Below are 22,342 nucleotides of genomic sequence, written 5' to 3' on the forward strand. Positions count from 1 at the left end.
CGGGTTATTGAGCGTAGCCAACGCACATGCAGCTTGAAGTATGACGGGTATATTGCCGCCCACCCAAGCGCAATAATAAAGAGCCGTTAGCGACTCGCAGAATGATTCTTTATGGCCGGCGGAAAAGTAATAAATGCTCCGCCAGCCATCTTTCAACTGACACCTTCGGGTGAGTCCATGCCAACCGGCATAAGTGGAGATAACAACGAATGAAAAGCTGGAAAATGAGCGCAGAGCAGGTAATGACCGCAGGCCCTGTCGTCCCGGTGATCGTGATAAATAAGATCGAGCAAGCGGTACCGCTAGCTAAAGCCTTGGTGGCGGGTGGTGTTCGGGTGCTGGAAGTGACGTTGCGCACCTCTTGTGCTGTTGAGGCTATTCGCGCTATTGCTAAAGAAGTTCCAGAAGCCATTGTGGGGGCGGGTACGGTGCTTAATCCTCAGCAATTGGCTGATGTGGTTGAGGCGGGTGCCCAATTTGCCATTAGCCCTGGGCTGACTGATGAACTTCTCAAAGCGGCAACTGAAGGTGATATTCCGTTGATCCCAGGAATAAGCACGGTTTCTGAACTGATGCTTGGCATGAGTTATGGCCTGCGTGAGTTTAAATTCTTCCCGGCAGAAGCTAACGGCGGTGTTAAAGCCTTGCAAGCTATCGGCGGCCCATTCTCTCAAGTGCGTTTCTGTCCAACTGGCGGTATTACACCGAACAACTATCGCGATTACCTGGCGCTGAAAAGCGTATTGTGTATCGGCGGCTCATGGTTGGTTCCTGCTGATGCACTGGAAAAAGGTGACTACGCTCGCATTACTGAGTTAGCCAAACAAGCTGTTGCAGGTGCCACCGCCTAAGTCGCGCTAACTCCATGAACTGCTGGGAAAACCCAGTATGAGTGCTGAACAGTAAACCTCTGCAATGCAGGGGTTTTGTTTTTTTAAAATTACTAACTTATTATTTTTTAATCTCTTTTTATAAACTATTTATCAAATTGATGGTTTGCTTTATAAAATTGACTGTGGTAAAAATACAGCAGTTAATTATTCCAATTTGATGAGGGTTTTAGGCGTATCGCACTGGGTTTGGCATACAAGAAAGTAGCCAAAACGTGTGTAGCTAAAAAAAAGAGATATATTATGATGAAAACTAATGGAATTACTTTCAAGCCTTCTACATCCCAACTCTTCTTGTCAGCCATTCTGGCCAGTGAGCATCACTGGTGCAGCGAGCTATAGCGTCTTTCTTCTTCTGTAGTTAATAAATTTAACAAAAAATTTCTACGCCAAGTGAGTTTCTATTTCTTACGGCCTGCGCACGTCTATTCCCTGTGAATGGGGCGTCGAATTAGGATAACCGTAATAAATAGACCTTAGCGAGCATCTATGCCTGTTAGGAGAAGAATGATGATTTATTGGATATTTTTAGGTTTAGCGATTGTTGCTGAAATTATCGGCACTTTATCAATGAAATACGCCAGTGTCAGTGGTGAGATGACCGGGCATATCGTGATGTATTTTATGATAACCGGCTCATATATCTTGCTGGCTCTGGCGGTGAAGAAAGTGGCGCTAGGAGTGGCTTATGCTCTGTGGGAAGGGATTGGTATCCTGATTATTACTGTTTTCAGTGTGTTGTGGTTTGATGAAAGCTTATCACCGCTGAAAATTGTCGGTTTAGTGACTTTGATCGGCGGCATAATGTTAGTGAAATCAGGGACTCGTAAGCCAAAGAAACCGAACAGTCCAAGCCGAAATTCAGGTGAGCATCATGCAACAGCTTGAATTTTATCATATTGCGTTTCTGATTTTGGCGGTGATTCTAGAAATTATCGCTAACATCCTACTGAAAATGTCAGATGGCTTTCGCCGGGTATGGTTGGGGATTTTATCATTGTTGTCAGTGCTTGGGGCATTCAGTGCGCTGGCACAAGCGGTGAAAGGTATCGAATTATCAGTGGCTTATGCCTTGTGGGGCGGGTTCGGTATTGCCGCTACCGTGGCGGCGGGTTGGATTTTGTTCAACCAGCGGCTGAACTATAAAGGCTGGATCGGGTTGATTTTGCTACTGGCTGGTATGGTAATGATAAAGCTATCCTAATCTGGAGTTTGGTGGGGCGACTGCACCGATGGGCGCTCCGGCGGCTTACGCCGCTACGACCCATTCGGCACATTTCCCCACCTATTCACGTTGTGATTAGTCTGAGACAAGCCAAGGAAATTTAGCGGCTAATCAAATAGCCGCAATAATTTTGATTTCAACTTTATACTTTGGATTCATTAGCTTAGCCTCTACGGTGCAGCGCACCGGTGCATTGCCATCTACTACCCAGGCATCCCACGCCGCATTCATTGCCGCGAAGTCTGCAATATCTGCCAAAAAGATTGTCGCATCCAAAATACGGCCTTTATCTGAACCGAGTTGATTCAGCATCATATCAATGGCCGCCAATGTGTTTGCCGTCTGTGCAGTGGCGTCTGCATCCAGATTTTCCGGAACACTGGTGTAATAGATTGTATTGTTAAATACCACTGCGTCTGACCACCGTTTTTCGGGATTAATTCGCTCAATACTCATTTTCACTCCTTCGTGTGAATGCCAATGTGAATGTAAATGTCAATTTTCACCATCAGGGTAGCATAGCCTATCGCGAGAATGTGTGGTCGCGGGCGCTTAGGCTTGGCATAATCACCGCTGATTTCGCCCGGAAGAGAAAGTGTGACAGACGATTTTGCAACAGACGGCGCATTAGCGCAGGCCATTACAGGTTTTAACCCCCGAGAGTCCCAGCGCCAAATGGCTGCGGCAATCAGTGAATCTATTGATGCCAAACAACAGCTGGTGGTTGAGGCCGGTACTGGTACCGGTAAAACATTTGCTTATTTGGCTCCTGCGTTACGGGCTGATTGCAAAGTCATTATCTCCACTGGCTCCAAAGCATTGCAGGATCAACTCTATTCCCGCGATTTGCCCACTGTCGCTACTGCTTTGAAATATAAAGGGAAATTAGCGTTGCTCAAAGGCCGTTCAAACTACCTGTGTTTGGAGCGGCTTGAGCAACAATCACTGGCGGGCGGCGAGCTGGCCAGTGAAACATTAGTGGATTTAGTGCGCTTACGCGGCTGGTCAGCAGAAACCGTTGATGGTGATATCAGCACTTGTGGTGAAGTTGCAGAAGACAGTTTTGTCTGGCCGTTAGTGACCAGCACTAATGATAACTGTCTGGGCAGTGATTGCCCGCTATATAAAGAGTGTTTTGTGGTGAAAGCTCGCCGCCGGGCGATGGATGCCGACGTGGTGGTGGTTAATCACCATTTATTCTTGGCGGATATGGTGGTGAAAGAGAGCGGTTTTGCTGAGTTGATCCCCACCGCCGATGTGATGATTTTCGATGAAGCCCATCAGATACCCGACATTGCCAGCCAATATTTCGGTCAGCAATTGACCAGCAGGCAACTGATGGACTTGGCAAAAGACATCATTATTGCCTATCGAACTGAAGTGCGTGACTCAGCGCAATTGCAAAAAAGTGCTGACCGCCTGACACAAAACACCCAAGATTTTCGTTTGGTGTTGGGGGATCCCGGTTATCGCGGTAATCTGCGTGATGTGATGGAGCAACCCGCTATTCAGCGGGCGCTGTTGTTGCTCGATGATGCGCTGGAACTGTGCTACGACGTGATGAAGCTTTCACTGGGGCGCAGTGCGATGTTGGATGCGGCCTTTGAACGGGCGACGGTGTATCGCAACCGATTGAAACGATTGAAAGATGTCTCTATGCCCGGTTACAGTTATTGGTATGAATGTAACGCACGGCATTTTGTGCTGGCGCTCACGCCACTGTCTGTCTCTGACCGCTTTCGCGAGTTAATCGAAGAAAAACCCGGCACCTGGATTTTCACCTCGGCCACCCTGTCGGTGAATGACCAATTATCCCATTTCACCTCGCGGCTGGGGCTGACTAACGCCAAAACGCTGCTCTTGCCCAGCCCGTTTGATTATGCCAATCAGGCATTATTGTGTGTGCCGCGTAATTTACCCTCCGCCAATGAGCCGGGGGCGGCGCGCAAGCTGGCGGTGATGCTAAAACCCTTGATTGATGCCAATAAAGGGCGATGTTTCTTCCTGTGTACCTCGCACCAGATGATGCGCGGGTTGGCCGAAGAGTTCCGCGCCAGCATGACATTGCCAGTATTGGTGCAAGGGGAGACCAGTAAAGGGCAACTGTTGGCGCAGTTTGTGGCGGCGGGCAATGCGCTGTTGGTGGCGACCAGCAGCTTTTGGGAAGGTGTCGATGTGCGCGGTGATGCCCTATCTTGCGTTATTATCGACAAACTACCGTTTACCTCGCCAGATGACCCTTTGTTGAAAGCGCGTATTGAAGATTGCCGTCTGCGCGGTGGTGACCCATTCAATGATGTGCAATTACCTGATGCAGTGATTACGCTCAAGCAAGGTGTGGGCCGTTTGATTCGTGATATTGATGATCGCGGAGTGCTGGTTATCTGTGATAACCGGCTGGTAATGCGCCCTTATGGCGCGATGTTCCTCAATAGTTTACCACCTGCACCCCGAACCCGTGATTTGGCGAAAGCTATCGCTTTTCTCAAGCAGCGCGATTGAGGGAAAAGCGAGGAGGGGTGTGCTATCATGCGCGCCCTGTGTTGAATTTATCTTCTTTTCCTGCCGAGGTTGGCATGTCCACGCGAATTTTAGCGATCGATACCGCAACAGAAGCTTGTTCTGTCGCACTCTGGAACAACGGCGAAGTTCAGGCCCTATTTGAGCTTTGTCCACGAGAACACACCCAACGAATTTTACCGATGGTGCAGCAAGTGCTGGCGGAGTCGGGCTTATCTCTGCAACAACTCGATGCTTTGGCCTTTGGCCGCGGCCCTGGCAGTTTTACCGGGGTACGAATTGGGATCGGTATTGGCCAAGGGCTAGCATTGGGTGCTGACTTACCGATGATTGGCGTCTCCACCTTGCAAACTATGGCCCAGGGGGCGTTTCGTTTGACGAGCAGCTCCCGAGTATTAGCGGCGATAGATGCGCGCATGGGAGAGGTTTATTGGGGTGAGTTTGAGCGCAATGACCAAGGCCAGTGGCTCGGCGAGGCGAGTGAGGCGGTAATGACACCAGCACAAGCGCTGGAGTATGCTCAATCATTGAGTGGTACTTGGGCAACCGTGGGTACTGGCTGGCAGACTTATCCTGACCTGATTAGCGGCAGCAGTGTGATGCTGACTGACGGCGAAATCACCTTGCCTCATGCTGAAGATATGTTGCCGCTGGCGTTATCATCATGGGCGAATGGGCAGGTTGTTCGTGTGGAAAATGCTGAGCCAGTTTACCTGCGCAATGAAGTGACTTGGAAAAAACTGCCGGGCCGCTAGAACTAATCGACTCCGCGGTAGCTTGAAATATTTAACAACTTATCATCCTGATGAGAGTCTAAAATTTTAAGATAGCGATAGGATAAGGAGTGACATGCTATGGCGATAAACACCTTAACAACTCAATCTAGCCAGAAAATAAGCCGTAAATGGCGGTGTGGCTGGCTAGGATTGGGCGCTTTGTTACTTTCCGGTTGTGTCACGATCCCACCAGCGATCCAGGGCACAACCGCGACACCGCAGCAAAATCTTAACTTGGTTCGGACTGATCCCAAGGCCTTTATTGGTCAGGAAGCACGTTTTGGCGGAACAGTGATTAATGTGACCAACGAAACGCACCGCACTCGGCTTGAAATTGCCAGTGTACCTTTAGATTCGGGTGCCAGACCTATTTTGGGTGAACCTTCACAGGGCCGAGTCATTGCTTATGTGAATGGTTTCCTTGAACCCGTTGATTTCCGTGGGCACCTTGTCACTGTTGTTGGGCCCATTACCGGTGTTGAAGCGGGTAAAATTGGCCAGACACCTTATGACTTCGTGGTAATGAATGCCACGGGTTATAAGCGTTGGCATCTTGAACAGCAAGTATTAATGCCACCCATGATGGACCCTTGGGGTTATCGTCACCCCGGGATGTGGGGGCCAGGATGGGGCGGTTGGTACAATCCGGGGCCAGCACCGATACAAACCATTGTGACGGAGTAGTGAGTGGGCTCCATCACAGTGGGGCTATATAGACGATGAGGTTAATCGAGAAGGGCGCTGAATTCAGCGCCCTTTTACATTTGCTTTAGGCTATGCGGATGTAAAAGTTTTATAATCAATAGGTTAGATTGTTTTGTATTATTCACTAAAATTAATATGTTGATTTTATTGCTATTTTTTTGTCAGCATTAACTGACTTGATTATTTTTATGATCTCAGCGCCAAAAAATAGTGACGTATATCCCAACCTCAAAATTGTTTAAAAGTAAACTGGTAAGCTGAGTTAAAATATTGTTAAAGTTCTGGTGTAAATAAGTTTGCCAGCTTATCTGGCGACTAATAATAATTTCAGGAGCGCTACCTTGGAAAAAGTATGGCTAAAGCGATACCCGGCAGATGTCCCCGCAGAAATTGACCCGGATCGCTATTCTTCTTTGGTGGAAATGTTTGAGAATGCCGCATTGCGTTATGCGGACCAACCTGCGTTCATCAATATGGGGGAGGTGATGACCTTCCGTAAGCTGGAAGAGCGTAGCCGTGCTTTTGCCGCTTATCTACAGGAAGGTCTGGGGCTGCAAAAAGGCGACCGCGTTGCATTGATGATGCCCAATCTGCTGCAATATCCTATTGCTTTGTTTGGTATTCTGCGTGCTGGCATGGTTGTGGTGAATGTTAATCCACTGTATACCCCACGAGAGCTGGAACATCAGCTCAATGATAGTGGCGCTACGGCTATTGTTATAGTTTCCAACTTTGCCCACACACTGGAAAAAGTCGTGTTTAAGACCCAAGTTAAGCACGTTATTTTAACTCGTATGGGTGATCAGCTCTCGACGGCGAAAGGGACACTGGTCAATTTCGTGGTGAAATATATCAAGCGGCTGGTGCCGAAATACTATTTGCCCGATGCCATTTCCTTCCGCACTGCCTTACAGAAAGGCCGCCGTATGCAATATGTGAAGCCGGATGTCATCAATACAGATATGGCATTCTTGCAATATACCGGCGGTACTACTGGCGTGGCGAAAGGGGCTATGTTGACCCACCGTAACATGCAATCGAACCTGGAACAGGCCAAAGCGGCCTATGCGCCATTGTTACAACCGGGTCATGAGCTGGTGGTGACGGCGCTACCGCTCTATCACATTTTTGCGTTGACCATGAACTGCCTGCTATTTATCGAACTGGGTGGCCGCAGTTTATTGATAACTAACCCGCGTGATATTCCAGGCATGGTGAAAGAGCTCAGTCGCTACCCATTCACGGCGATGACCGGGGTGAATACATTATTTAACGCGCTGCTAAATAATGAGGAATTCACCAAATTAGACTTCTCTACTTTGCGCCTTTCTGTCGGCGGCGGGATGCCGGTACAGAAAGCGGTGGCCGAAAAGTGGGAAAAACTGACCGGGAAACATTTGCTGGAAGGTTATGGTTTAACCGAATGTTCGCCGTTAGTCACTGGCAACCCTTATGATTTGAAACATTACAGCGGCAGTATTGGCCTGCCTGTGCCCTCTACCGATGTTCGGCTGGTTGATGATGAGGGTAACGATGTGGCTTTGGGGGAACCGGGCGAACTGTGGGTGCGTGGGCCTCAAGTTATGTTAGGCTATTGGCAGCGGCCCGAAGCGACCGATGAAGTCCTAAAACAGGGGTGGTTGGCAACCGGTGATATCGCGACAATAGATGAACAAGGTTTTTTGCGAATTGTTGACCGCAAAAAGGATATGATTCTGGTTTCCGGTTTTAACGTCTACCCCAATGAGATTGAAGATGTGGTAGCGTTACATGCGAAAGTGCTGGAGTCTGCGGTGGTAGGGGTGCCTAATGAGGTTTCCGGTGAGACAGTAAAATTGTTTGTCGTGAAAAAAGATGCCTCATTGACGCAGGAAGAGTTGCTAACCCATTGCCGCCGCTACCTAACAGGGTATAAAGTACCGAAAATAGTAGAGTTCCGTGATGAGTTGCCGAAATCGAATGTCGGCAAAATTTTGCGTCGGGAACTGCGTGACGAACAGATTAAGGCTAAAGCCAGCGAGCAAAACGCGGCTTAACTTAAGGTGGGAGTCACTCAATCATCATCAACAACGCCGGTTATCACCGGCGTTGTTGTGTTTGCCATAGCACTAACGACTTATAGAGAATCACGTTTTGAATTATCAGTTGATCACGACCGACAGTGCGTTGCAGCAGGTCTGCGAACAAGCCCGAACATATGCCCATGTTGCGCTGGATACAGAGTTTGTCAGAACCCGCACTTACTATCCTCAGTTGGGCCTGATTCAACTGTATGACGGTGAACAACTTTCACTGATTGATCCTTTGCCTATTACGCAGTGGCAACCTTTCCGCGAGTTGCTACAAGATTTGAATGTGGTGAAGTATCTGCATGCGGGGAGTGAAGATCTCGAAGTCTTCTTAAATGCCTTTGATATCATGCCGACGCCGATGATTGATACTCAGGTATTGGCCGCATTTTCTGGCCGCACGTTATCTTGCGGCTTTGCCATGTTGGTGAATGAGTTTGAAGGTGTCGAATTAGATAAAAGTGAATCTCGGACGGATTGGATTGCTCGGCCCCTGAGTGAAAAACAGTGTGATTACGCCGCTGCGGATGTATTTTATTTGTTGCCGTTGGCCACTAAGTTGGTTGAGGCGACCGAAGCTGCCGGGCGAATGGACGCCGCTAAAGACGAGTGTGAGCTGTTGTGCCGCCGCCGCAGTGAAACACTCGACCCCGAATTAGCCTATCGTGAAATCACCAATGCCTGGCAGTTGCGCGGCCATCAGTTGGCTTGCCTACAAAAGCTGGCATCATGGCGCTTGCGTCAAGCTCGTGAGCGCGATCTGGCCGTGAACTTTGTGGTTCGTGAAGAGAATCTGTGGCAAGTCGCCCGTTATCAGCCAACCTCGCTGGGCGAGCTGGACTCACTAGGCTTAAGTGGACAGGAGATTCGCTATCATGGCCGCACCTTGCTGGCGCTGGTGGTTGAAGGTAATGCCGTCCCTGAGGATCAACTGCCGCCACCGGTTATTAATCTGATTGACCAGCCGGGTTACAAAAAAGTCTTTAAAGATATTAAAGCACTTATTGTGTCTGTTAGTGAGCGCAGCGGGCTAAGCAGTGAATTACTGGCATCTCGCCGCCAAATAAACCAATTACTCAGTTGGCATTGGAAATTGAAATTAACAGAGACTCAGCCTGAATTATTAAGTGGTTGGCGTGGTGAATTATTGTCGCCGGAATTGACTGAGATTTTACAGCAATATTAATGGATATTCAGGGTGGGGGAGACTTCACTCTGGGTTTTGAGTTTTAATTGATCACTCGTTTATAAATAGCCCAAATAGAGAAGAAGAATGATCTTGTCTTGGTGGGTATATTTATAGTGGATGAATATAACGAGAATGTGACTGTATATATATCCAGTCAACCGAAAGAAACTCCCCCTGTAAATCAATACAGGGGGAGTTATTGCGGAGAAATCATTTAGGCGTTTCTTCCGTTTCCGGTAATGTCACGTTAAGTTCAAGTACCGAAATATCATCTCCTTTCTGCTCAAATTGCACATGCAGCATTTCAGGATCGATCTGAATATATTTACAAATAACCGCCAAAATATCGCGTTTCAAGTCAGGCAAATAGTGGGGCTCACTGTCCCCACGACGACGCTCAGCGACGATAATTTGCAGCCGTTCCTTGGCTATATTGGCTGTCGGTTTTTTGCGGGACAGAAAAAAGTCTAACAAAGCCATGGTTTATCCCCCAAAAAGGCGTTTCAGGAAGCCCTTCTTCTCTTCTTCAATGAAGCGGAAGGGACGTTCTTCTCCTAGCAAACGGTCAACGGTATCGTCATAAGCTTTACCGGCATCTGACTCTTTGTCCAGAATCACAGGCTCACCTTGGTTCGAGGCGCGCAGTACTGACTGATCTTCTGGAATAACGCCAACCAGTGGGATCCTCAGAATATCGAGGACATCTTCCATGCTAAGCATATCGCCGCGATTAACACGCCCTGGATTGTAGCGGGTCAACAGCAGATGTTCTTTAATTGGCTCTTGGCCTCTCTCAGCCCGGCGCGACTTGGATGACAATATCCCAAGGATACGGTCTGAGTCTCGAACAGAGGAAACTTCAGGGTTAGTGGTGATGACGGCTTCGTCAGCAAAATACAGCGCCATCAACGCGCCGCTTTCAATGCCCGCTGGCGAGTCACACACCACAAACTCGAAATTCATTTCGCCAAGATCGTTTAAAATCTTTTCAACACCCTCTTTGGTCAGGGCGTCTTTGTCTCGGGTCTGAGAGGCGGGCAGAATATACAAATTATCTGTGCGCTTATCTTTTATTAATGCCTGGTTCAAGGTTGCGTCACCTTGAATCACATTAACAAAATCGTAAACTACCCGGCGTTCGCAGCCCATAATCAAGTCCAGGTTCCGCAGACCGATATCAAAATCGATAACAACGGTTTTTTTACCTTTTTGGGCCAAGCCGGTTGCGATAGCCGCGCTTGATGTGGTCTTGCCAACGCCCCCTTTACCCGATGTAACAACAATAATGCGTGCCATGAAATGGATTCCTTGTCAAAAGGGCTTAATTTAAAGGTTGTATAGTTAGTGCGTTATCCAGCAGATGTAAACGCGCAGCTTGGCCAAAATAACCACTGGGGATCTGGTCACTCAACCAGTACTGCCCTGCGATAGAGACTAGTTCAGCCCCCAGATGTGTGCAAAAAATCTGGCATTGCGCATCACCCGATGCACCTGCTAGCGCACGACCTCGCATCATTCCATAGATATGAATATTGCCGTCGGCAATTAATTCAGCTCCGGCGCTGACACTGCTGATAACAATCAAATCGCAATTACGGGCATAAATCTGTTGGCCGGAACGGACAGGCGTGTTGATGATTCGTGTCTTGGTAGGAACATTCTCCGGCGGGCTGATAACGGGCTCGGGTGCCACTTTCTGGCCTTTACCTTCGCTCAGTAATGGCAAGCCTGCCCGTGCTATCGCACGTTTTTGACGTTCATCCTGACAACCACTGATGCCAACAATACGCAGACCCGCTGAAGTGACAGCCTGTTGGAGATCTTTCCAGTTAGCACCGTTAGGTAACGTTGCAACGTTAATCACAACAGGGGCGTTTTTCAGGAAAGCCGGCGCTTGATCTACCTTTTCCTGTAATGCCCGACGGATTACCTCCGGTCGTGAATCATGTAAATGAATGACCGATAGGGTAAAACTACTGCCTTTTAACTCAATTGGCGATTGTGACATCTATCCTGACTCAGTTTCAGCTGTGTTAATCCCCGAAATATTATCCGGGGTACAATATTCTGATGTTCCTAAGCATGTTATAGGTAATATAAAAAGAAATCTATCCGTATCAATATATTGAAACTGTAACGTCATAATGACGCCGAACTTGCCAGAAATTACAGCATAACTTCTCCTTATTCGCTAGCCCCGACCAGCCTATATTTGGTGTATATCACTGCCGTGATTGAGTTGTGTATTTTTTCAGCAATAAAGTTGGCTTTATGCCGGTTAGGGAACGCCCATAAAAGCCATTAATTTCTATCAAATGTGGTCATTTTTTTATCAAGTGAAGTTGCTTTTTATAAAATGAGGTAACGGTAGACCATTATTATGGCTTTTAAGATGATGATGAAATGGGAAATGGAATGTGGCTATTATCGGTTCAGTGAAATACCTCGTAATATTATTTCGGAGCAATCTTACCCAATACTTTGTCAATTTGCGCAGTATGTCGAGAAAACGGATGAGTCATAAAACCCAGGAGGTTTTGTTTTTTTTACTATGAATGACATAAATCAGTTCTATATTTAATGATTGTATATTGAGAATGATAATCATTTTGTGATATTTTGCACTTTCTGCATCAGCAAATCTAAAGGAAATCAACGATGAAAAGGAATTTCGTCCCACTATCATTTATCTGTGTTATTGCCCTATCAACCCCGTTTCATGCCGGGGCTGATTTTAGCTATCACGCTGAATTACCGAAAGATAGTCAGGTTTCTACCGATTACTTGGAAAAACGTAAAGCTCTGCGAGGGGCGGCTCATGATGCTGAATCATGGCAACGGCAATTAGATGAGGAAAAAGCGCGAATGGATGCTGATGCCGCCAGACATGAAAAAGAAAAACAAATGAAATGCCAACAGCAAGAACATCAACCTCGTCCGCGAGTGGATAATCCCAGGAGTTCCTATTTAACGCCGGATCCCTGTGCTGCCAGTATAGGCATTGATATTCCCGTCTATTGATATCTCAGATATGTGACATAGCCTGGCGTGTTATAATCATCAGTTATACCCGTCATACTTCAAGCTGCATGTGCGTTGGCTGCTTTTGTTCACCCCAGTCACTTACTTGAGTAAGCTTCTGGGGGGCACTCAGTTACCGCCTTTCTGCAACTCGAATTATTTAGGGTATATTACCCTTGAATTCATCGACTAGAGTCCAGAATATGCTTTGTGCTATCTACAGAAGCCCGAAACGGGATCAAACTTACCTTTATATTGAAAAGAAAGATGATTTTTCGCGAGTGCCTGCTGAGTTACTCGCCAGTTTTGGTCAACCGCAATTTGCGATGTTGCTTTCACTCAATGAGCGAAAAAGTTTAGCTACTGCGGATATCGAAAAAGTGAAGAACGCGCTCGTTGATCAGGGCTTTTATCTACAAGTCCCGCCACCGCCAGAAAGTTTATTGAAAATGCATTTGGGTGAAACGAAAGCTTAGTTTCCTTACTGGCGATGGCTTTACAAAGGAACGCGTCGATGAAATTGTCAATGATTACAGTCGCCATTGCGGCGGTTATATCTATGGGGTGTTCCACAAAGAACACCGCTGCCCCGATACAACCACAATCTGTTACATTGCAATCTGTACCGAACCCAGTCCCTGTCGCCAATAGCAAACAAATGTTATCCGAGCAGGGGCGAGATCCGGCGCAATTTCCTGCTTATATTGAAAAATTGAAATCCCAGGCTCGTGCGCAGGGAATCACTGAGGCCACGTTGGATATCGCTTTTGCGAATATTCACTTTGTCGACCGGGTCATTCAATCGGATCGTAATCAGTTAGAAAAAAAAGTCACTTTGGATGACTACCTCGCTAAAGTTCTGACCCCGAGCAAAATAGCGCAGGGTAGAGAAATTTATCAGCGCTACCAACCTCAGTTATCACAAGTGACTGCTCGCTATGGTGTGCCAGAGCGCTACATTGTGGCACTGTGGGGTATGGAAAGTGGTTTTGGTAAAATTCAAGGCAAAGAAGATGTGATTTCGGCGCTGTCAACATTGGCATTTGAAGGGCGGCGCGAGGCCTTTTTCACCAAAGAGCTCATGGCCGCGTTGAAGATAATTCAACAAGGTCGCGTGGAAGATCCGCAATTGAAAGGGTCTTGGGCCGGAGCTATGGGGCAAAGCCAGTTTATGCCCAGTTCTTTCCTGACCTATGGGGCTGATGGCGATGGTGACGGAAAAGTTGATATTTGGAACAATATTGATGATGTATTTGCTTCCACCGCTAACTATCTGTCTACTGAGGGGTGGAAACCAGGCATGGATTGGGGGCAAGAAGCTCAGTTACCTGAGAACTTCAATATTGCTCTTGCCGGTTTGAAAGATAGCCAAGCCAAGACAGTCACACAATGGCAGCAACTGGGAGTTATCCCTAAAGAGGGGGTGACTCACCCCGATTGGCGTGCTTGGGTGATTGTGCCCGATGATGTGCAAGGACGCGCGTTTCTGGTTTATGATAATTTCCGAACCATAATGCACTGGAACCGCTCTTACTATTTCGCTATCAGCATTGGTATGATGGCGGATAGCATTGGTCAATAATGCCTGCGGTGTAGTGTCTATTAGGATGTAAATTCAAGAGAGGCAGTATGTATCAACATAGAGACTGGCAAGGGGCTTTGCTGGATTTTCCAGTGAGTAAAGTGGTTTGCGTAGGCAGTAACTATGCCGAACATATTAAAGAAATGGGAAGTACAGCTTCAGCCGAGCCGGTACTGTTTATGAAACCGGAAACTGCATTGTGCGATATTCGCCAACCGGTTTCGATCCCGAAAGATTTGGGTGCTGTACATCATGAAGTTGAACTCGCTGTTTTGATCGGCACATCGTTAAAACAAGCCACTGAAGATAGAGTGGCTCGTGCTATTGCGGGTTATGGTGTGGCATTGGATTTAACCTTGCGTGAATTACAGACTGGCTTGAAGAAAGTGGGGCAGCCGTGGGAGAAGGCCAAGGCATTTGATGGCTCGTGCCCGATTTCAGGTTTTATCCCGGTGGCTGAGTTTAGCGATGCCCAGCAGGTTGATTTATCCCTGACAATCAATGATGAAATCCGTCAGCAGGGGAATACCCGCGATATGATAACCCCCATCATTCCATTAATAAGTTACATCAGCCGTTTCTTTACGTTGCGACCTGGTGATGTTGTATTGACTGGGACACCGCAAGGTGTTGGCCCGATGAAATCAGGTGATATGCTAAAAATTATGCTAAATGGTAAAACATTGAACACTCGCATAATCTAAGTGAATGTCTGCCGCTTGGGCCATTGCTCGGGCGGCAAAACTTGCATCTGGTAGCCAAAGCGTCTATAACCACCCGCTCATTCAATTCTATATTATTAACTACGCGGATATCGTTATGTTACAACTTCCTTTTTGGCAACAAAAAACACTTGCTGAGATGTCAGACAGTGAATGGGAATCACTGTGCGACGGATGCGGCCAATGTTGTTTGAATAAACTGATTGATGAGGACACAGATGAAATCTATTTCACCAATGTGGCCTGTGATCAGCTTAATCTCAAAACCTGTCAGTGCCGTAACTATGATCGCCGCTTTGAATTAGAAGAGGATTGCATCAAGTTAACTCGCGAAAATTTAGTGACTTTTGAATGGTTGCCACCGACCTGTGCTTATCGCTTAATTGGTGAAGGTCATGACTTACCCCATTGGCACCCATTATTAGCGGGTTCAAAATCCGCCATGCACGGCGAGCGAATTTCAGTGCGCCATATTGCAGTGCGCGAGAGTGAAGTGATCGACTGGCAAAACCACATTTTGAATAAGCCACAGTGGGCTAGATAGTCATTGATATGTAAGGTATTTATATCAGATAGCTATTGTTTGGGGCGTCAGTGGGACATTCTCACTAAAACCAGCATTTTAAATAGCTGTCTGATCCAGGCTATTTTCAGTCATCCGTTTACCCTATACGCTGTAAATCATCGGTGTTGAACGCCCCATTTGGTTGGCGACAAAATTTGCTTTAGCCCCCCACAGCTAAGATGTAGCGTGCTGTATTTGAATATCTCACAATAAATTACTTGGCATCAGAATATTGGCTCCAGGCGGTCCATTAGTTGTATTTTACAGCGGTTCTCTTGTGTTGAGCAGAATACCAATGAGTGAGAACTAGACGTAATCAAAGGAAGCGAGTGATATCGAAATAACAAATAGCGCAGTCATATGAACTGCGCTATTTTTTATAAGTTACATTAAAATTTACTCGAGCTTAGAACTGTTTGTACACCAGTGTAAGATAAGTGTGAGCCAACATTATATAAAGCTCCATTCTTTGTTAAAATCTCACACTTTCCTGTTTTACATAAAACATCCACCGGATTAATTTTTAATAACCTTTTTTCATCAGCAAACAAAGTATCCAACTTGTCACTAAATTCCTTTGCTTGAATAAGCCCTGAGATATCTTTTTCGTAATAACTCTCAGATATTTCAGCACTTGAAGTTCTGATGATATTAAAGAATTTATTTTTAACATCTTCTGTAACTGAGGGGATCGGGTATACAATGACAACATTAAAGCCTTTATCAAGCAGTAGAGTGATGTTGTTTTTATATGATGTCCAAGCTTCATCACTATCGACAAATTTACCGACAGTGATATTCGCTCTACCGTCTGAGATTGGATCTAATGTTTCTTCTTTCGGATAGGCAAATTGAGCATAGTTTGTTGCTATAAAAATAGTTGTCTTATTTTTATTCTGGATGTTGTCCAGAACGTTCCAGCGCCTTTTGTTAACTTCAGGGCATTCAGCAACATTCCCGAACCAAAGACCAGAAACGAATGGACATTGTTCGTAATCCAGCGCAATTAATCCTTTACCTTCTTTTTCCAAATTGTTTTTTAGTGCATATGTGAAGCTGCCAGCATAGCTATCACCGAGGACAATAACAGAACCGTCACCAAATTTGCATGCTGAATAAGGGTCTCTCATCGTACATGAAGTAGATGGAGTGTTGCTTCTTAATTTAATACCCGCTGGGCCTACAAGCCTTTTAAATTCTGGCTGTGAATAATTTTCGTACATATCTCTTGCAAGTGGTGTTAAACGAGATGGAAGACCATTTGATTGAATGTTAACGATATAACTAGATGAAATAACAGCGATTAAAGACCCATAAAAGACAAAGTTAGATATAGATGACGAGCTTCTTCTGAATACATTTTCTATATATGTATATGTAAGAACAGATAAAACAAAAATAAGAGACACAAGCGTTGCAAAGGAAGCCCATGTAATACTGTCATTTTGAATTCTGAAAAATGCAAAAACTGGCTGATGCCACAAGTAAAGAGAATATGATATTCCACCCACATAAACGACAGGCTTAAACCTTAGCAGGGCAGAACTTATACTGCTCTGCCAAGAGCAAACTATAAAACAACACGTCCCTACCACTGGGATTAGAGTAATAAAGGATGGATGTAATATGGAATCATCAAAATAAAAAAATGAAAATACAATTAAGCAAAGACCAAACGCTGTAATCAGTTCGCTGATTAATTTATTTTCTTGTTTTCTTACAAGCCATGTACATAGCCCCCCAGCTATCAACTCCCATGCCCTTGTTTGTAGCATGTAAAATGAATAGCTAATATCATTGTGAGCCTGATAGTTTGCAAAGTATAATGATGCGAAGAATATAACAATTAAAGGTATATATGTCTTTTCTTTAAAAACTCTATAAAAACAAAATAGCAAAACAGGGAAGATAAGATAATATTGCCACTCAACAGAAAGACTCCATGTGTGAAGCAATGGTTTTAATTCGCTTGTACTCGATGTATACGGATCTTCGTAATAGAAAAATATATTAGATGTGAATGATATTGCTGATAATAAAGAGTTGCTGAACTTTACCAATTCTGACGGTAGTAAGAAATAATAAGCAGCAACGGTTGCTGAAAACAGAACAAATAACAACGCAGGGAAAATTCTCTTTATACGCTTAATATAAAACTTAATAAAAGAGAAATTTCCTTCTTGTAAAGAGTTACGGATAATATAAGTTATCAAAAAGCCTGATAAAACAAAAAAAATATCAACACCAAAAAAACCGCCTGGCAGAAGATTGTGCCCTAAGACCTGAAGCTTAGCGTGATAAAGAATAACCGCAACTACAGCTAAGGCTCTAAGTCCATCCAGTTCCGGCCTAAATTTTACTGACATGCTTTTAATCCTAAGAAATATGGTTCCATAGCTACCCGCTATAGAATATATAAAGCTCGCATTTAATGCGGTGGATTTTAATCGTACAGCCCGATCGATACAAGAAGTTAAATCATGATTACAACCGAACTGATGATAGAAAGGTTTGAGGATAGTCCGCGCATATAGCGGTTGGTCAGGGATGCTTGGATACATACGGGCATTATCTTAACGTGTTAAACTGCTACGTGGTGTATCAGTCGATTTGGGTGTGATTGATGCTATAGCATATGGTGAGTGGGCGCGGATGCGGATGGAACATTCATATGGTAGTATTACGGGGCATAGTAGGGGTGAAAATTACTGCAAAGCAACTATCAGTCAGATATGGCATACTAATGCTGAAATTTAACCAAGAAACTTAAAAAAATGAAATATTCTACTTTAGCCGCCGTTATCATCGGTATATCCGCCACATTAGGTGGTGTTTCACATCAGGTTCAGGCCGCTGGGGCTTCATTAATTAATCTTGACTGCGAATTGAAAGAGGGCGGCAACCTTTCTGCGATATTGGATGGGCCTAATCAACAGCTGACCATCGATAAGTCAGTATTTCAGTTTGTTAAAGTCAATCCGGAAGGTCAGGGTGAATCGCTAATCTTCCAGAAGTCCAGTAACCAAGAACATGTTATAGCGGCTCTTAACATTTCCACCATGCCCATTCGTTTGGCGATTGTCGATGGTGAGCAAGCAAGTCAATATATTTGTACTTATAGCAAAGCGTAATACTGGGATAATAATTTGAAACAGGGCTGCCATAGGGCGGCCTTTTTAGTAGTGTCACGGGGAGATTGATTATTTGCTTCTTGTTGGCAAGAAATAAAAAGTCCAGATTCATCTGAAATAGAAGATTATATTCAATTTGCCTTGATGAAACATTATAACACTGTATGATTATTAGTCGTAGGAAGTTAAAGTATAGCAGTATTTGCGTCTATTACAGCTAGTGACTCGTGGGATAAGATGTTTAACAGATAAGCACATTAGGGATATTTACAGTGTGTTTCTCTGTTATGCAATAGTCGCGCTTAGGCTGTGTAATGTTGGAGTGTACGACGGACGCTTGCACCATAACATGACAGCCGGGAAAGTACCGGCATCCTTTAAAAACCCTGGTTATGACCGGGGTTTTTATATGGACGATCGAATCAGCATGACGAGCATATTCCCTTATTCCTACCTGTTTCTATCAGTAAATCCGATTAAACCAATGGATGGATTAGTCCTTAGTCAGCCTTGAAGTTACCCACAGAGCAGCAAGTGAGTCCTCCACCAGGAGAATTAAATAGCTTGATTGATAACACCGCGAAAATTTCTGCTTCTGCAATCATTGAGAAGGGGGCGGTGATTGGTGCGAATGTACATATTGGCCACTTTTGTTACATTGGTTCTCAAGTCACTATTGGTTCCGGCACGGTGCTTAAATCGCATATTGTGATTAATGGTATTACCGAGCTTGGATGTGACAATTATATTGGACAATTTTCCTCCATTGGAGAGGTTAATCAGGATCTTAAATACAAAGGCGAGAGCACTCGAGTTGTCATCGGCAGTCGCAATTTGATTCAGCAAAATGTCACTATTCATCGCGGTACTTTACAGGGCGGTGGGATTACACATATTGGTAATGATAATAATCTGATGAGCCATGTTCATATTGGGCATGATTGCATTGTGGGTGACCATTGTTTCTTGGCATCAAATGTGGGATTAGCTGGGCATGTCGAAGTTGATGACTTTGCCATTATTAATGCCGGCAGCGCGGTGCATCAGTTTTGTGTGATTGGCACTCATGCCCTAGTGAATATAGGGGCTTGCGTGGTACAGGATGTACCGCCTTATGTTATTGCACAAGGGAATCGCGCAGTGCCTGTCGGGATAAGAGGCGCAGGAGTTCGGGATGATTGGCTAAATAGCCATGACCAACAGGCGGTTAAAGGCGCTTACGAACTTATTTATCATCGGGGTAAGCGGGTGGCTGAGGTGAATAAAGAAATTGAAATATTGGCTAGGGAGTGGCAAATATTGCTGCCTTATAAGCCATTTTTCAGTCGTTCTGCACGTGGCATTATTCGTTAATCAATAAAGCTGTGGAGCGCGGGAATCTCAGGCGGTCAGAATATAAAAAAGGCGCCACATTATGGGCGCCTTAAATAGATAAAGATATGTGTGAAAACTGTCAACCAAATCAAAAACTATCGACTAAATAGATCGCGCCTTTTCGGCTTAACAAATTGACTGATTAGCACTAATACCGCCATAAGCAGATAAGCGGCGAAAATGCCGACTAACCATTGCGGCATTTCCAGTGACAGGAATTCCCACTGTTTTACTGCACAATCGCCGCTGGCAACAAAGATAGCGGGGAACCATTTGTCTAGTGGTAACCATGACGGGAAGCTGACAAAGAAATCACAGGTTGTGAAAGGCGATGGATGTAATTGCAGCATCGTATGTACCCAGGCTAATTGAACGCCTCTCCATGCACTGTAAATCCAGATAAAAATAGCCAGATAGCGCAAAGGGGATTTAGGTGCAATGGCACCCAGCAGTGATGCTCCAAGAATACCGAATAACGCGGCACGTTCGTAAATACACATTACGCAAGGCTGAAGCAGCATTACGTGTTGAAAATAGAGCGCAACCAATTCTAATACAAGTGCAGTCAGGGCCATTAACAGCCAAGCACCGCGCCCTTTAGAGCAGCGGTTAAGAAATTGCAACATATCTTTATTTTCCATGCAGTAAGCAATTGTACTGGCAGTGTAAACCAATTCATCTTTGCTGCCAGCTACCCAAAGGTAAAATTAGGCAAAATCAGCTATTTCTCGCGTCTATCGGCCATCACGAGCATCAATTTTGCTTTGGGTGAGATATTGGTTTGTTATACCCGCCCATTTTAGCCTCTTTATACGGGCGAAAATGGGCGGGTACGGACGATAGTTTAAGCCATCAGTGTGTAATGCTAACCCCTGCCGCGAGATGAGGCAAACTTATCCAGCCACTTTGCATCATCCACTCCGTTGCCGGCACTAATAAGTACTCCACACCGAACAGGCCGACACATGTCATCACAATAGTATAAGGGAGAGCCATATATACCATTCGACCATAGGATAGGCGAATCAATGGGGCGAGTGCTGAGGTCAACAGGAACAAAAACGCGGCCTGACCATTAGGTGTTGCAACAGAGGGCAGGTTGGTACCGGTATTGATAGCGACGGCCAATAGTTCGAACTGCTGGAGTGAGATAATGCCCAATTCAAATGCTTTTCGGGCTTCATTGATGTACACGGTGCCGACAAAAACATTGTCCGAGACCGAGGATAGTAAGCCGTTAAACAGATAAAATAGGGATAATTGGGCTGACGGTGAGGATTGTAAAACAAACTGAATAATCGGGGTGAATAAGTTTTGCTCAATAATAACTGCAACCACGGCGAAAAACACCGTAAGCAGTGCAGTGAAAGGCAATGCTTCCTGAAATGCTTTACCCAGCGCATGTTCATTGGTGATGCCACAGAGTGAGGTAGCAAGAATAATCACTGACAGCCCGACTAAACCCACTTCGGCTAAATGCAACGCCAACGCGAGTACCAACCAGACGCCAATGAGCGCTTGCACCAGCAGCTTCACTTTCTCCTGCCGATTTCGTTTCGCGCTAGCTTGTTGGTCATAATCCGTCAGAACATGACGCACTCGCTCAGGTAGTGCCGTACCGTAGCCAAACAGCTTAAAACGCTCGACCAACACACAGACCAACAATCCGCAAAACAGCACTGGCAGGGTGACAGGCAACATCCGCATAAAGAAATCACCAAAGTTCCAGCCGGCACTTTTAGCGATAATCAGATTTTGCGGCTCACCCACCATGGTCATCACGCCCCCCAGCGCTGTTCCCACGCCAGCATGCATCATGAGGCTGCGCAAAAACGCGCGGAATTGCTCCAGCGTTTTACGATTTTCCTGGCTGTCTATCCAACTGTCATCATTGATGTCTTTATCCGAATGATTTGAGGCAACGTGATGATAAATAGTATAAAAACCAACGGAGACACTAATGACAACGGCGATCACAGTCAGCGCATCGAGGAAAGCAGAAAGGAAAGCTGCGGCGATACAGAATGCTAATGAGAGAACGATTTTTGAGCGGATATTCAGCAGCAGTTTGGTAAAAATAAACAATAATAACTGCTTCATAAAATAGATACCCGCCACCATAAACACCAGCAGCAGCAGGACTTCGAGGTTATTGGCAATTTCTTCGGCTACCTGATTCGGGCTGGTCATCCCGATAGCGACGGCTTGAATGGCCAATAAGCCACCGGGTTGTAATGGATAACATTTTAGAGCCATTGCCAGTGTAAAAATAAACTCAATAACCAGCATCCAACCGGCGACAAAAGGACTGACAAAGAAGAATACCAGCGGGTTAATAATGAGAAACGCTATAATTGCCAGCTTGTACCAATCGGGTGAACTCCCCAGAAAATTTCTCAGTACGGCTTGTCTAATGGTCATTTCCATTGTGAGCTACGGTCTCCTTAATAAGTTATTATGGTGTTATTACTGTCCAAAGTTACATTTTACTTTACGTTATTCGCCTAAAAACAATATGTATAATCTGTTCATCATTACATCTGCGCCATTTTTGCAACTTTATGACTGCTTTC

At 45.4% G+C, this 22,342-nt stretch carries 22 protein-coding genes; 15 read left to right on the forward strand and 7 right to left on the reverse strand.

All coding sequences use genetic code 11. From position 1 onward, the window contains the following. Positions 1-209 precede the first annotated feature (209 nt). From DX162_RS15520 to mdtI, 3 genes are all read left to right on the forward strand, one after another. Positions 210-851: a bifunctional 4-hydroxy-2-oxoglutarate aldolase/2-dehydro-3-deoxy-phosphogluconate aldolase gene (locus DX162_RS15520; protein WP_004390688.1), complete on the forward strand. Its 642-nt coding sequence runs from the start codon at positions 210-212 to the stop codon at positions 849-851. Positions 852-1,400: 549 nt separating this feature from the next. Then, positions 1,401-1,778 carry a multidrug/spermidine efflux SMR transporter subunit MdtJ gene (gene mdtJ / locus DX162_RS15525; protein ID WP_032819883.1) on the forward strand — a complete coding sequence of 126 codons (378 nt, stop codon included), beginning with the start codon at positions 1,401-1,403 and terminating at the stop codon, positions 1,776-1,778. Then, positions 1,765-2,094, forward strand: coding sequence for a multidrug/spermidine efflux SMR transporter subunit MdtI (gene mdtI / locus DX162_RS15530; RefSeq protein WP_005163022.1), 330 nt, complete (start codon positions 1,765-1,767; stop codon positions 2,092-2,094). The genes mdtJ and mdtI overlap by 14 nt, the downstream gene beginning before the upstream one ends. Positions 2,095-2,226: 132 nt before the next feature. On the opposite strand, the gene DX162_RS15535 is transcribed toward mdtI, so the two are convergent. After that, positions 2,227-2,571 carry a RidA family protein gene (locus DX162_RS15535; RefSeq protein WP_032819882.1) on the reverse strand — a complete coding sequence of 115 codons (345 nt, stop codon included), beginning with the start codon at positions 2,569-2,571 and terminating at the stop codon, positions 2,227-2,229. Positions 2,572-2,712: 141 nt separating this feature from the next. Between DX162_RS15535 and DX162_RS15540 the strand changes: the two genes are divergently transcribed. The 5 genes from DX162_RS15540 (at position 2,713) to rnd (ending at position 9,371) form a co-directional block, all read left to right on the forward strand. After that, a complete protein-coding gene (locus DX162_RS15540; RefSeq protein WP_115155873.1) occupies positions 2,713-4,617 on the forward strand; it encodes a DNA repair helicase YoaA in 1,905 nt (634 codons plus the stop codon). A gap of 74 nt (positions 4,618-4,691) precedes the next feature. Continuing rightward, positions 4,692-5,390: a tRNA (adenosine(37)-N6)-threonylcarbamoyltransferase complex dimerization subunit type 1 TsaB gene (tsaB, locus tag DX162_RS15545; protein WP_032819922.1), complete on the forward strand. Its 699-nt coding sequence runs from the start codon at positions 4,692-4,694 to the stop codon at positions 5,388-5,390. 99 nt (positions 5,391-5,489) lie between these two features. After that, positions 5,490-6,095 carry a Slp family lipoprotein gene (locus DX162_RS15550; RefSeq protein WP_004390682.1) on the forward strand — a complete coding sequence of 202 codons (606 nt, stop codon included), beginning with the start codon at positions 5,490-5,492 and terminating at the stop codon, positions 6,093-6,095. 362 nt (positions 6,096-6,457) lie between these two features. Next, positions 6,458-8,152 carry a long-chain-fatty-acid--CoA ligase FadD gene (gene fadD, locus DX162_RS15555; RefSeq protein WP_032819881.1) on the forward strand — a complete coding sequence of 565 codons (1,695 nt, stop codon included), beginning with the start codon at positions 6,458-6,460 and terminating at the stop codon, positions 8,150-8,152. A 97-nt stretch (positions 8,153-8,249) separates the two neighbouring features. After that, positions 8,250-9,371 carry a ribonuclease D gene (rnd, locus tag DX162_RS15560; RefSeq protein ID WP_004390680.1) on the forward strand — a complete coding sequence of 374 codons (1,122 nt, stop codon included), beginning with the start codon at positions 8,250-8,252 and terminating at the stop codon, positions 9,369-9,371. Positions 9,372-9,584: 213 nt separating this feature from the next. Here the strand turns inward: rnd and minE are convergent, their stop codons facing one another. Genes minE through minC form a run of 3 tightly spaced genes read right to left on the reverse strand, consistent with a single transcriptional unit; the run spans position 9,585 to position 11,382 of the window. Next, positions 9,585-9,854 (reverse strand): cell division topological specificity factor MinE, encoded by a 270-nt coding sequence (gene minE, locus DX162_RS15565; RefSeq protein WP_002211180.1) that lies wholly within the window; start codon positions 9,852-9,854, stop codon positions 9,585-9,587. 3 nt (positions 9,855-9,857) lie between these two features. After that, positions 9,858-10,670: a septum site-determining protein MinD gene (minD, locus tag DX162_RS15570; RefSeq protein ID WP_004390679.1), complete on the reverse strand. Its 813-nt coding sequence runs from the start codon at positions 10,668-10,670 to the stop codon at positions 9,858-9,860. 25 nt (positions 10,671-10,695) lie between these two features. Continuing rightward, on the reverse strand, positions 10,696-11,382 hold the full coding sequence (minC, locus tag DX162_RS15575) for a septum site-determining protein MinC (RefSeq protein WP_004390678.1): 687 nt from the start codon (positions 11,380-11,382) through the stop codon (positions 10,696-10,698). Positions 11,383-12,032: 650 nt separating this feature from the next. On the opposite strand from minC, the gene DX162_RS15580 reads away from it, so the two are divergent. The 5 genes from DX162_RS15580 (at position 12,033) to DX162_RS15600 (ending at position 15,243) form a co-directional block, all read left to right on the forward strand. Further along, entirely contained in the window at positions 12,033-12,395 is a 363-nt protein-coding gene (locus tag DX162_RS15580; RefSeq protein ID WP_004390676.1) for a hypothetical protein, read from the forward strand. A gap of 203 nt (positions 12,396-12,598) precedes the next feature. Continuing rightward, on the forward strand, positions 12,599-12,871 hold the full coding sequence (locus DX162_RS15585) for a YcgL domain-containing protein (RefSeq protein WP_004393529.1): 273 nt from the start codon (positions 12,599-12,601) through the stop codon (positions 12,869-12,871). Between the two features lie 38 nt (positions 12,872-12,909). Then, entirely contained in the window at positions 12,910-13,977 is a 1,068-nt protein-coding gene (locus tag DX162_RS15590) for a lytic murein transglycosylase (protein WP_004393528.1), read from the forward strand. Between the two features lie 47 nt (positions 13,978-14,024). Further along, complete coding sequence (locus DX162_RS15595) at positions 14,025-14,681, forward strand: fumarylacetoacetate hydrolase family protein (protein ID WP_004393527.1); 657 nt, start codon at positions 14,025-14,027, stop codon at positions 14,679-14,681. 115 nt (positions 14,682-14,796) lie between these two features. Then, positions 14,797-15,243: a YcgN family cysteine cluster protein gene (locus tag DX162_RS15600; RefSeq protein ID WP_032821268.1), complete on the forward strand. Its 447-nt coding sequence runs from the start codon at positions 14,797-14,799 to the stop codon at positions 15,241-15,243. A gap of 410 nt (positions 15,244-15,653) precedes the next feature. On the opposite strand, the gene DX162_RS15605 is transcribed toward DX162_RS15600, so the two are convergent. Continuing rightward, positions 15,654-17,630, reverse strand: coding sequence for an acyltransferase family protein (locus DX162_RS15605; RefSeq protein ID WP_032821263.1), 1,977 nt, complete (start codon positions 17,628-17,630; stop codon positions 15,654-15,656). A gap of 408 nt (positions 17,631-18,038) precedes the next feature. On the opposite strand from DX162_RS15605, the gene DX162_RS15610 reads away from it, so the two are divergent. Both DX162_RS15610 and lpxA read left to right on the forward strand, forming a co-directional pair. Continuing rightward, entirely contained in the window at positions 18,039-18,395 is a 357-nt protein-coding gene (locus DX162_RS15610; protein WP_004393524.1) for a hypothetical protein, read from the forward strand. 564 nt (positions 18,396-18,959) lie between these two features. Continuing rightward, the gene (lpxA, locus tag DX162_RS15615; RefSeq protein WP_032821262.1) at positions 18,960-19,748 is read left to right on the forward strand and encodes an acyl-ACP--UDP-N-acetylglucosamine O-acyltransferase; all 789 of its coding nucleotides are present in this window, start codon (positions 18,960-18,962) and stop codon (positions 19,746-19,748) included. 116 nt (positions 19,749-19,864) lie between these two features. Here the strand turns inward: lpxA and dsbB are convergent, their stop codons facing one another. Together dsbB and nhaB are read right to left on the reverse strand one after the other, a co-directional pair. After that, on the reverse strand, positions 19,865-20,395 hold the full coding sequence (gene dsbB / locus DX162_RS15620; RefSeq protein ID WP_032821267.1) for a disulfide bond formation protein DsbB: 531 nt from the start codon (positions 20,393-20,395) through the stop codon (positions 19,865-19,867). A gap of 226 nt (positions 20,396-20,621) precedes the next feature. Next, a complete protein-coding gene (gene nhaB / locus DX162_RS15625) occupies positions 20,622-22,196 on the reverse strand; it encodes a sodium/proton antiporter NhaB (RefSeq protein WP_004393521.1) in 1,575 nt (524 codons plus the stop codon). Positions 22,197-22,342: the final 146 nt, after the last annotated feature.

This window comes from Yersinia kristensenii (assembly GCF_900460525.1).
Taxonomy (GTDB): domain Bacteria; phylum Pseudomonadota; class Gammaproteobacteria; order Enterobacterales; family Enterobacteriaceae; genus Yersinia; species Yersinia kristensenii.

Coding starts and splice junctions, on each gene's coding strand:
- DX162_RS15610 (WP_004393524.1), top strand. CDS start 18,039: ATGAAATATTCTACTTTAGCCGCCGTTATCATCGGTATATCCGCCACA.
- DX162_RS15590 (WP_004393528.1), top strand. CDS start 12,910: ATGAAATTGTCAATGATTACAGTCGCCATTGCGGCGGTTATATCTATG.
- DX162_RS15520 (WP_004390688.1), top strand. CDS start 210: ATGAAAAGCTGGAAAATGAGCGCAGAGCAGGTAATGACCGCAGGCCCT.
- nhaB (WP_004393521.1), bottom strand. CDS start 22,196: ATGGAAATGACCATTAGACAAGCCGTACTGAGAAATTTTCTGGGGAGT.
- DX162_RS15605 (WP_032821263.1), bottom strand. CDS start 17,630: ATGTCAGTAAAATTTAGGCCGGAACTGGATGGACTTAGAGCCTTAGCT.
- DX162_RS15600 (WP_032821268.1), top strand. CDS start 14,797: ATGTTACAACTTCCTTTTTGGCAACAAAAAACACTTGCTGAGATGTCA.
- mdtJ (WP_032819883.1), top strand. CDS start 1,401: ATGATTTATTGGATATTTTTAGGTTTAGCGATTGTTGCTGAAATTATC.
- DX162_RS15595 (WP_004393527.1), top strand. CDS start 14,025: ATGTATCAACATAGAGACTGGCAAGGGGCTTTGCTGGATTTTCCAGTG.
- mdtI (WP_005163022.1), top strand. CDS start 1,765: ATGCAACAGCTTGAATTTTATCATATTGCGTTTCTGATTTTGGCGGTG.
- minD (WP_004390679.1), bottom strand. CDS start 10,670: ATGGCACGCATTATTGTTGTTACATCGGGTAAAGGGGGCGTTGGCAAG.
- DX162_RS15580 (WP_004390676.1), top strand. CDS start 12,033: ATGAAAAGGAATTTCGTCCCACTATCATTTATCTGTGTTATTGCCCTA.
- dsbB (WP_032821267.1), bottom strand. CDS start 20,395: ATGTTGCAATTTCTTAACCGCTGCTCTAAAGGGCGCGGTGCTTGGCTG.
- minE (WP_002211180.1), bottom strand. CDS start 9,854: ATGGCTTTGTTAGACTTTTTTCTGTCCCGCAAAAAACCGACAGCCAAT.
- tsaB (WP_032819922.1), top strand. CDS start 4,692: ATGTCCACGCGAATTTTAGCGATCGATACCGCAACAGAAGCTTGTTCT.
- DX162_RS15535 (WP_032819882.1), bottom strand. CDS start 2,571: ATGAGTATTGAGCGAATTAATCCCGAAAAACGGTGGTCAGACGCAGTG.
- DX162_RS15550 (WP_004390682.1), top strand. CDS start 5,490: ATGGCGATAAACACCTTAACAACTCAATCTAGCCAGAAAATAAGCCGT.
- minC (WP_004390678.1), bottom strand. CDS start 11,382: ATGTCACAATCGCCAATTGAGTTAAAAGGCAGTAGTTTTACCCTATCG.
- DX162_RS15585 (WP_004393529.1), top strand. CDS start 12,599: ATGCTTTGTGCTATCTACAGAAGCCCGAAACGGGATCAAACTTACCTT.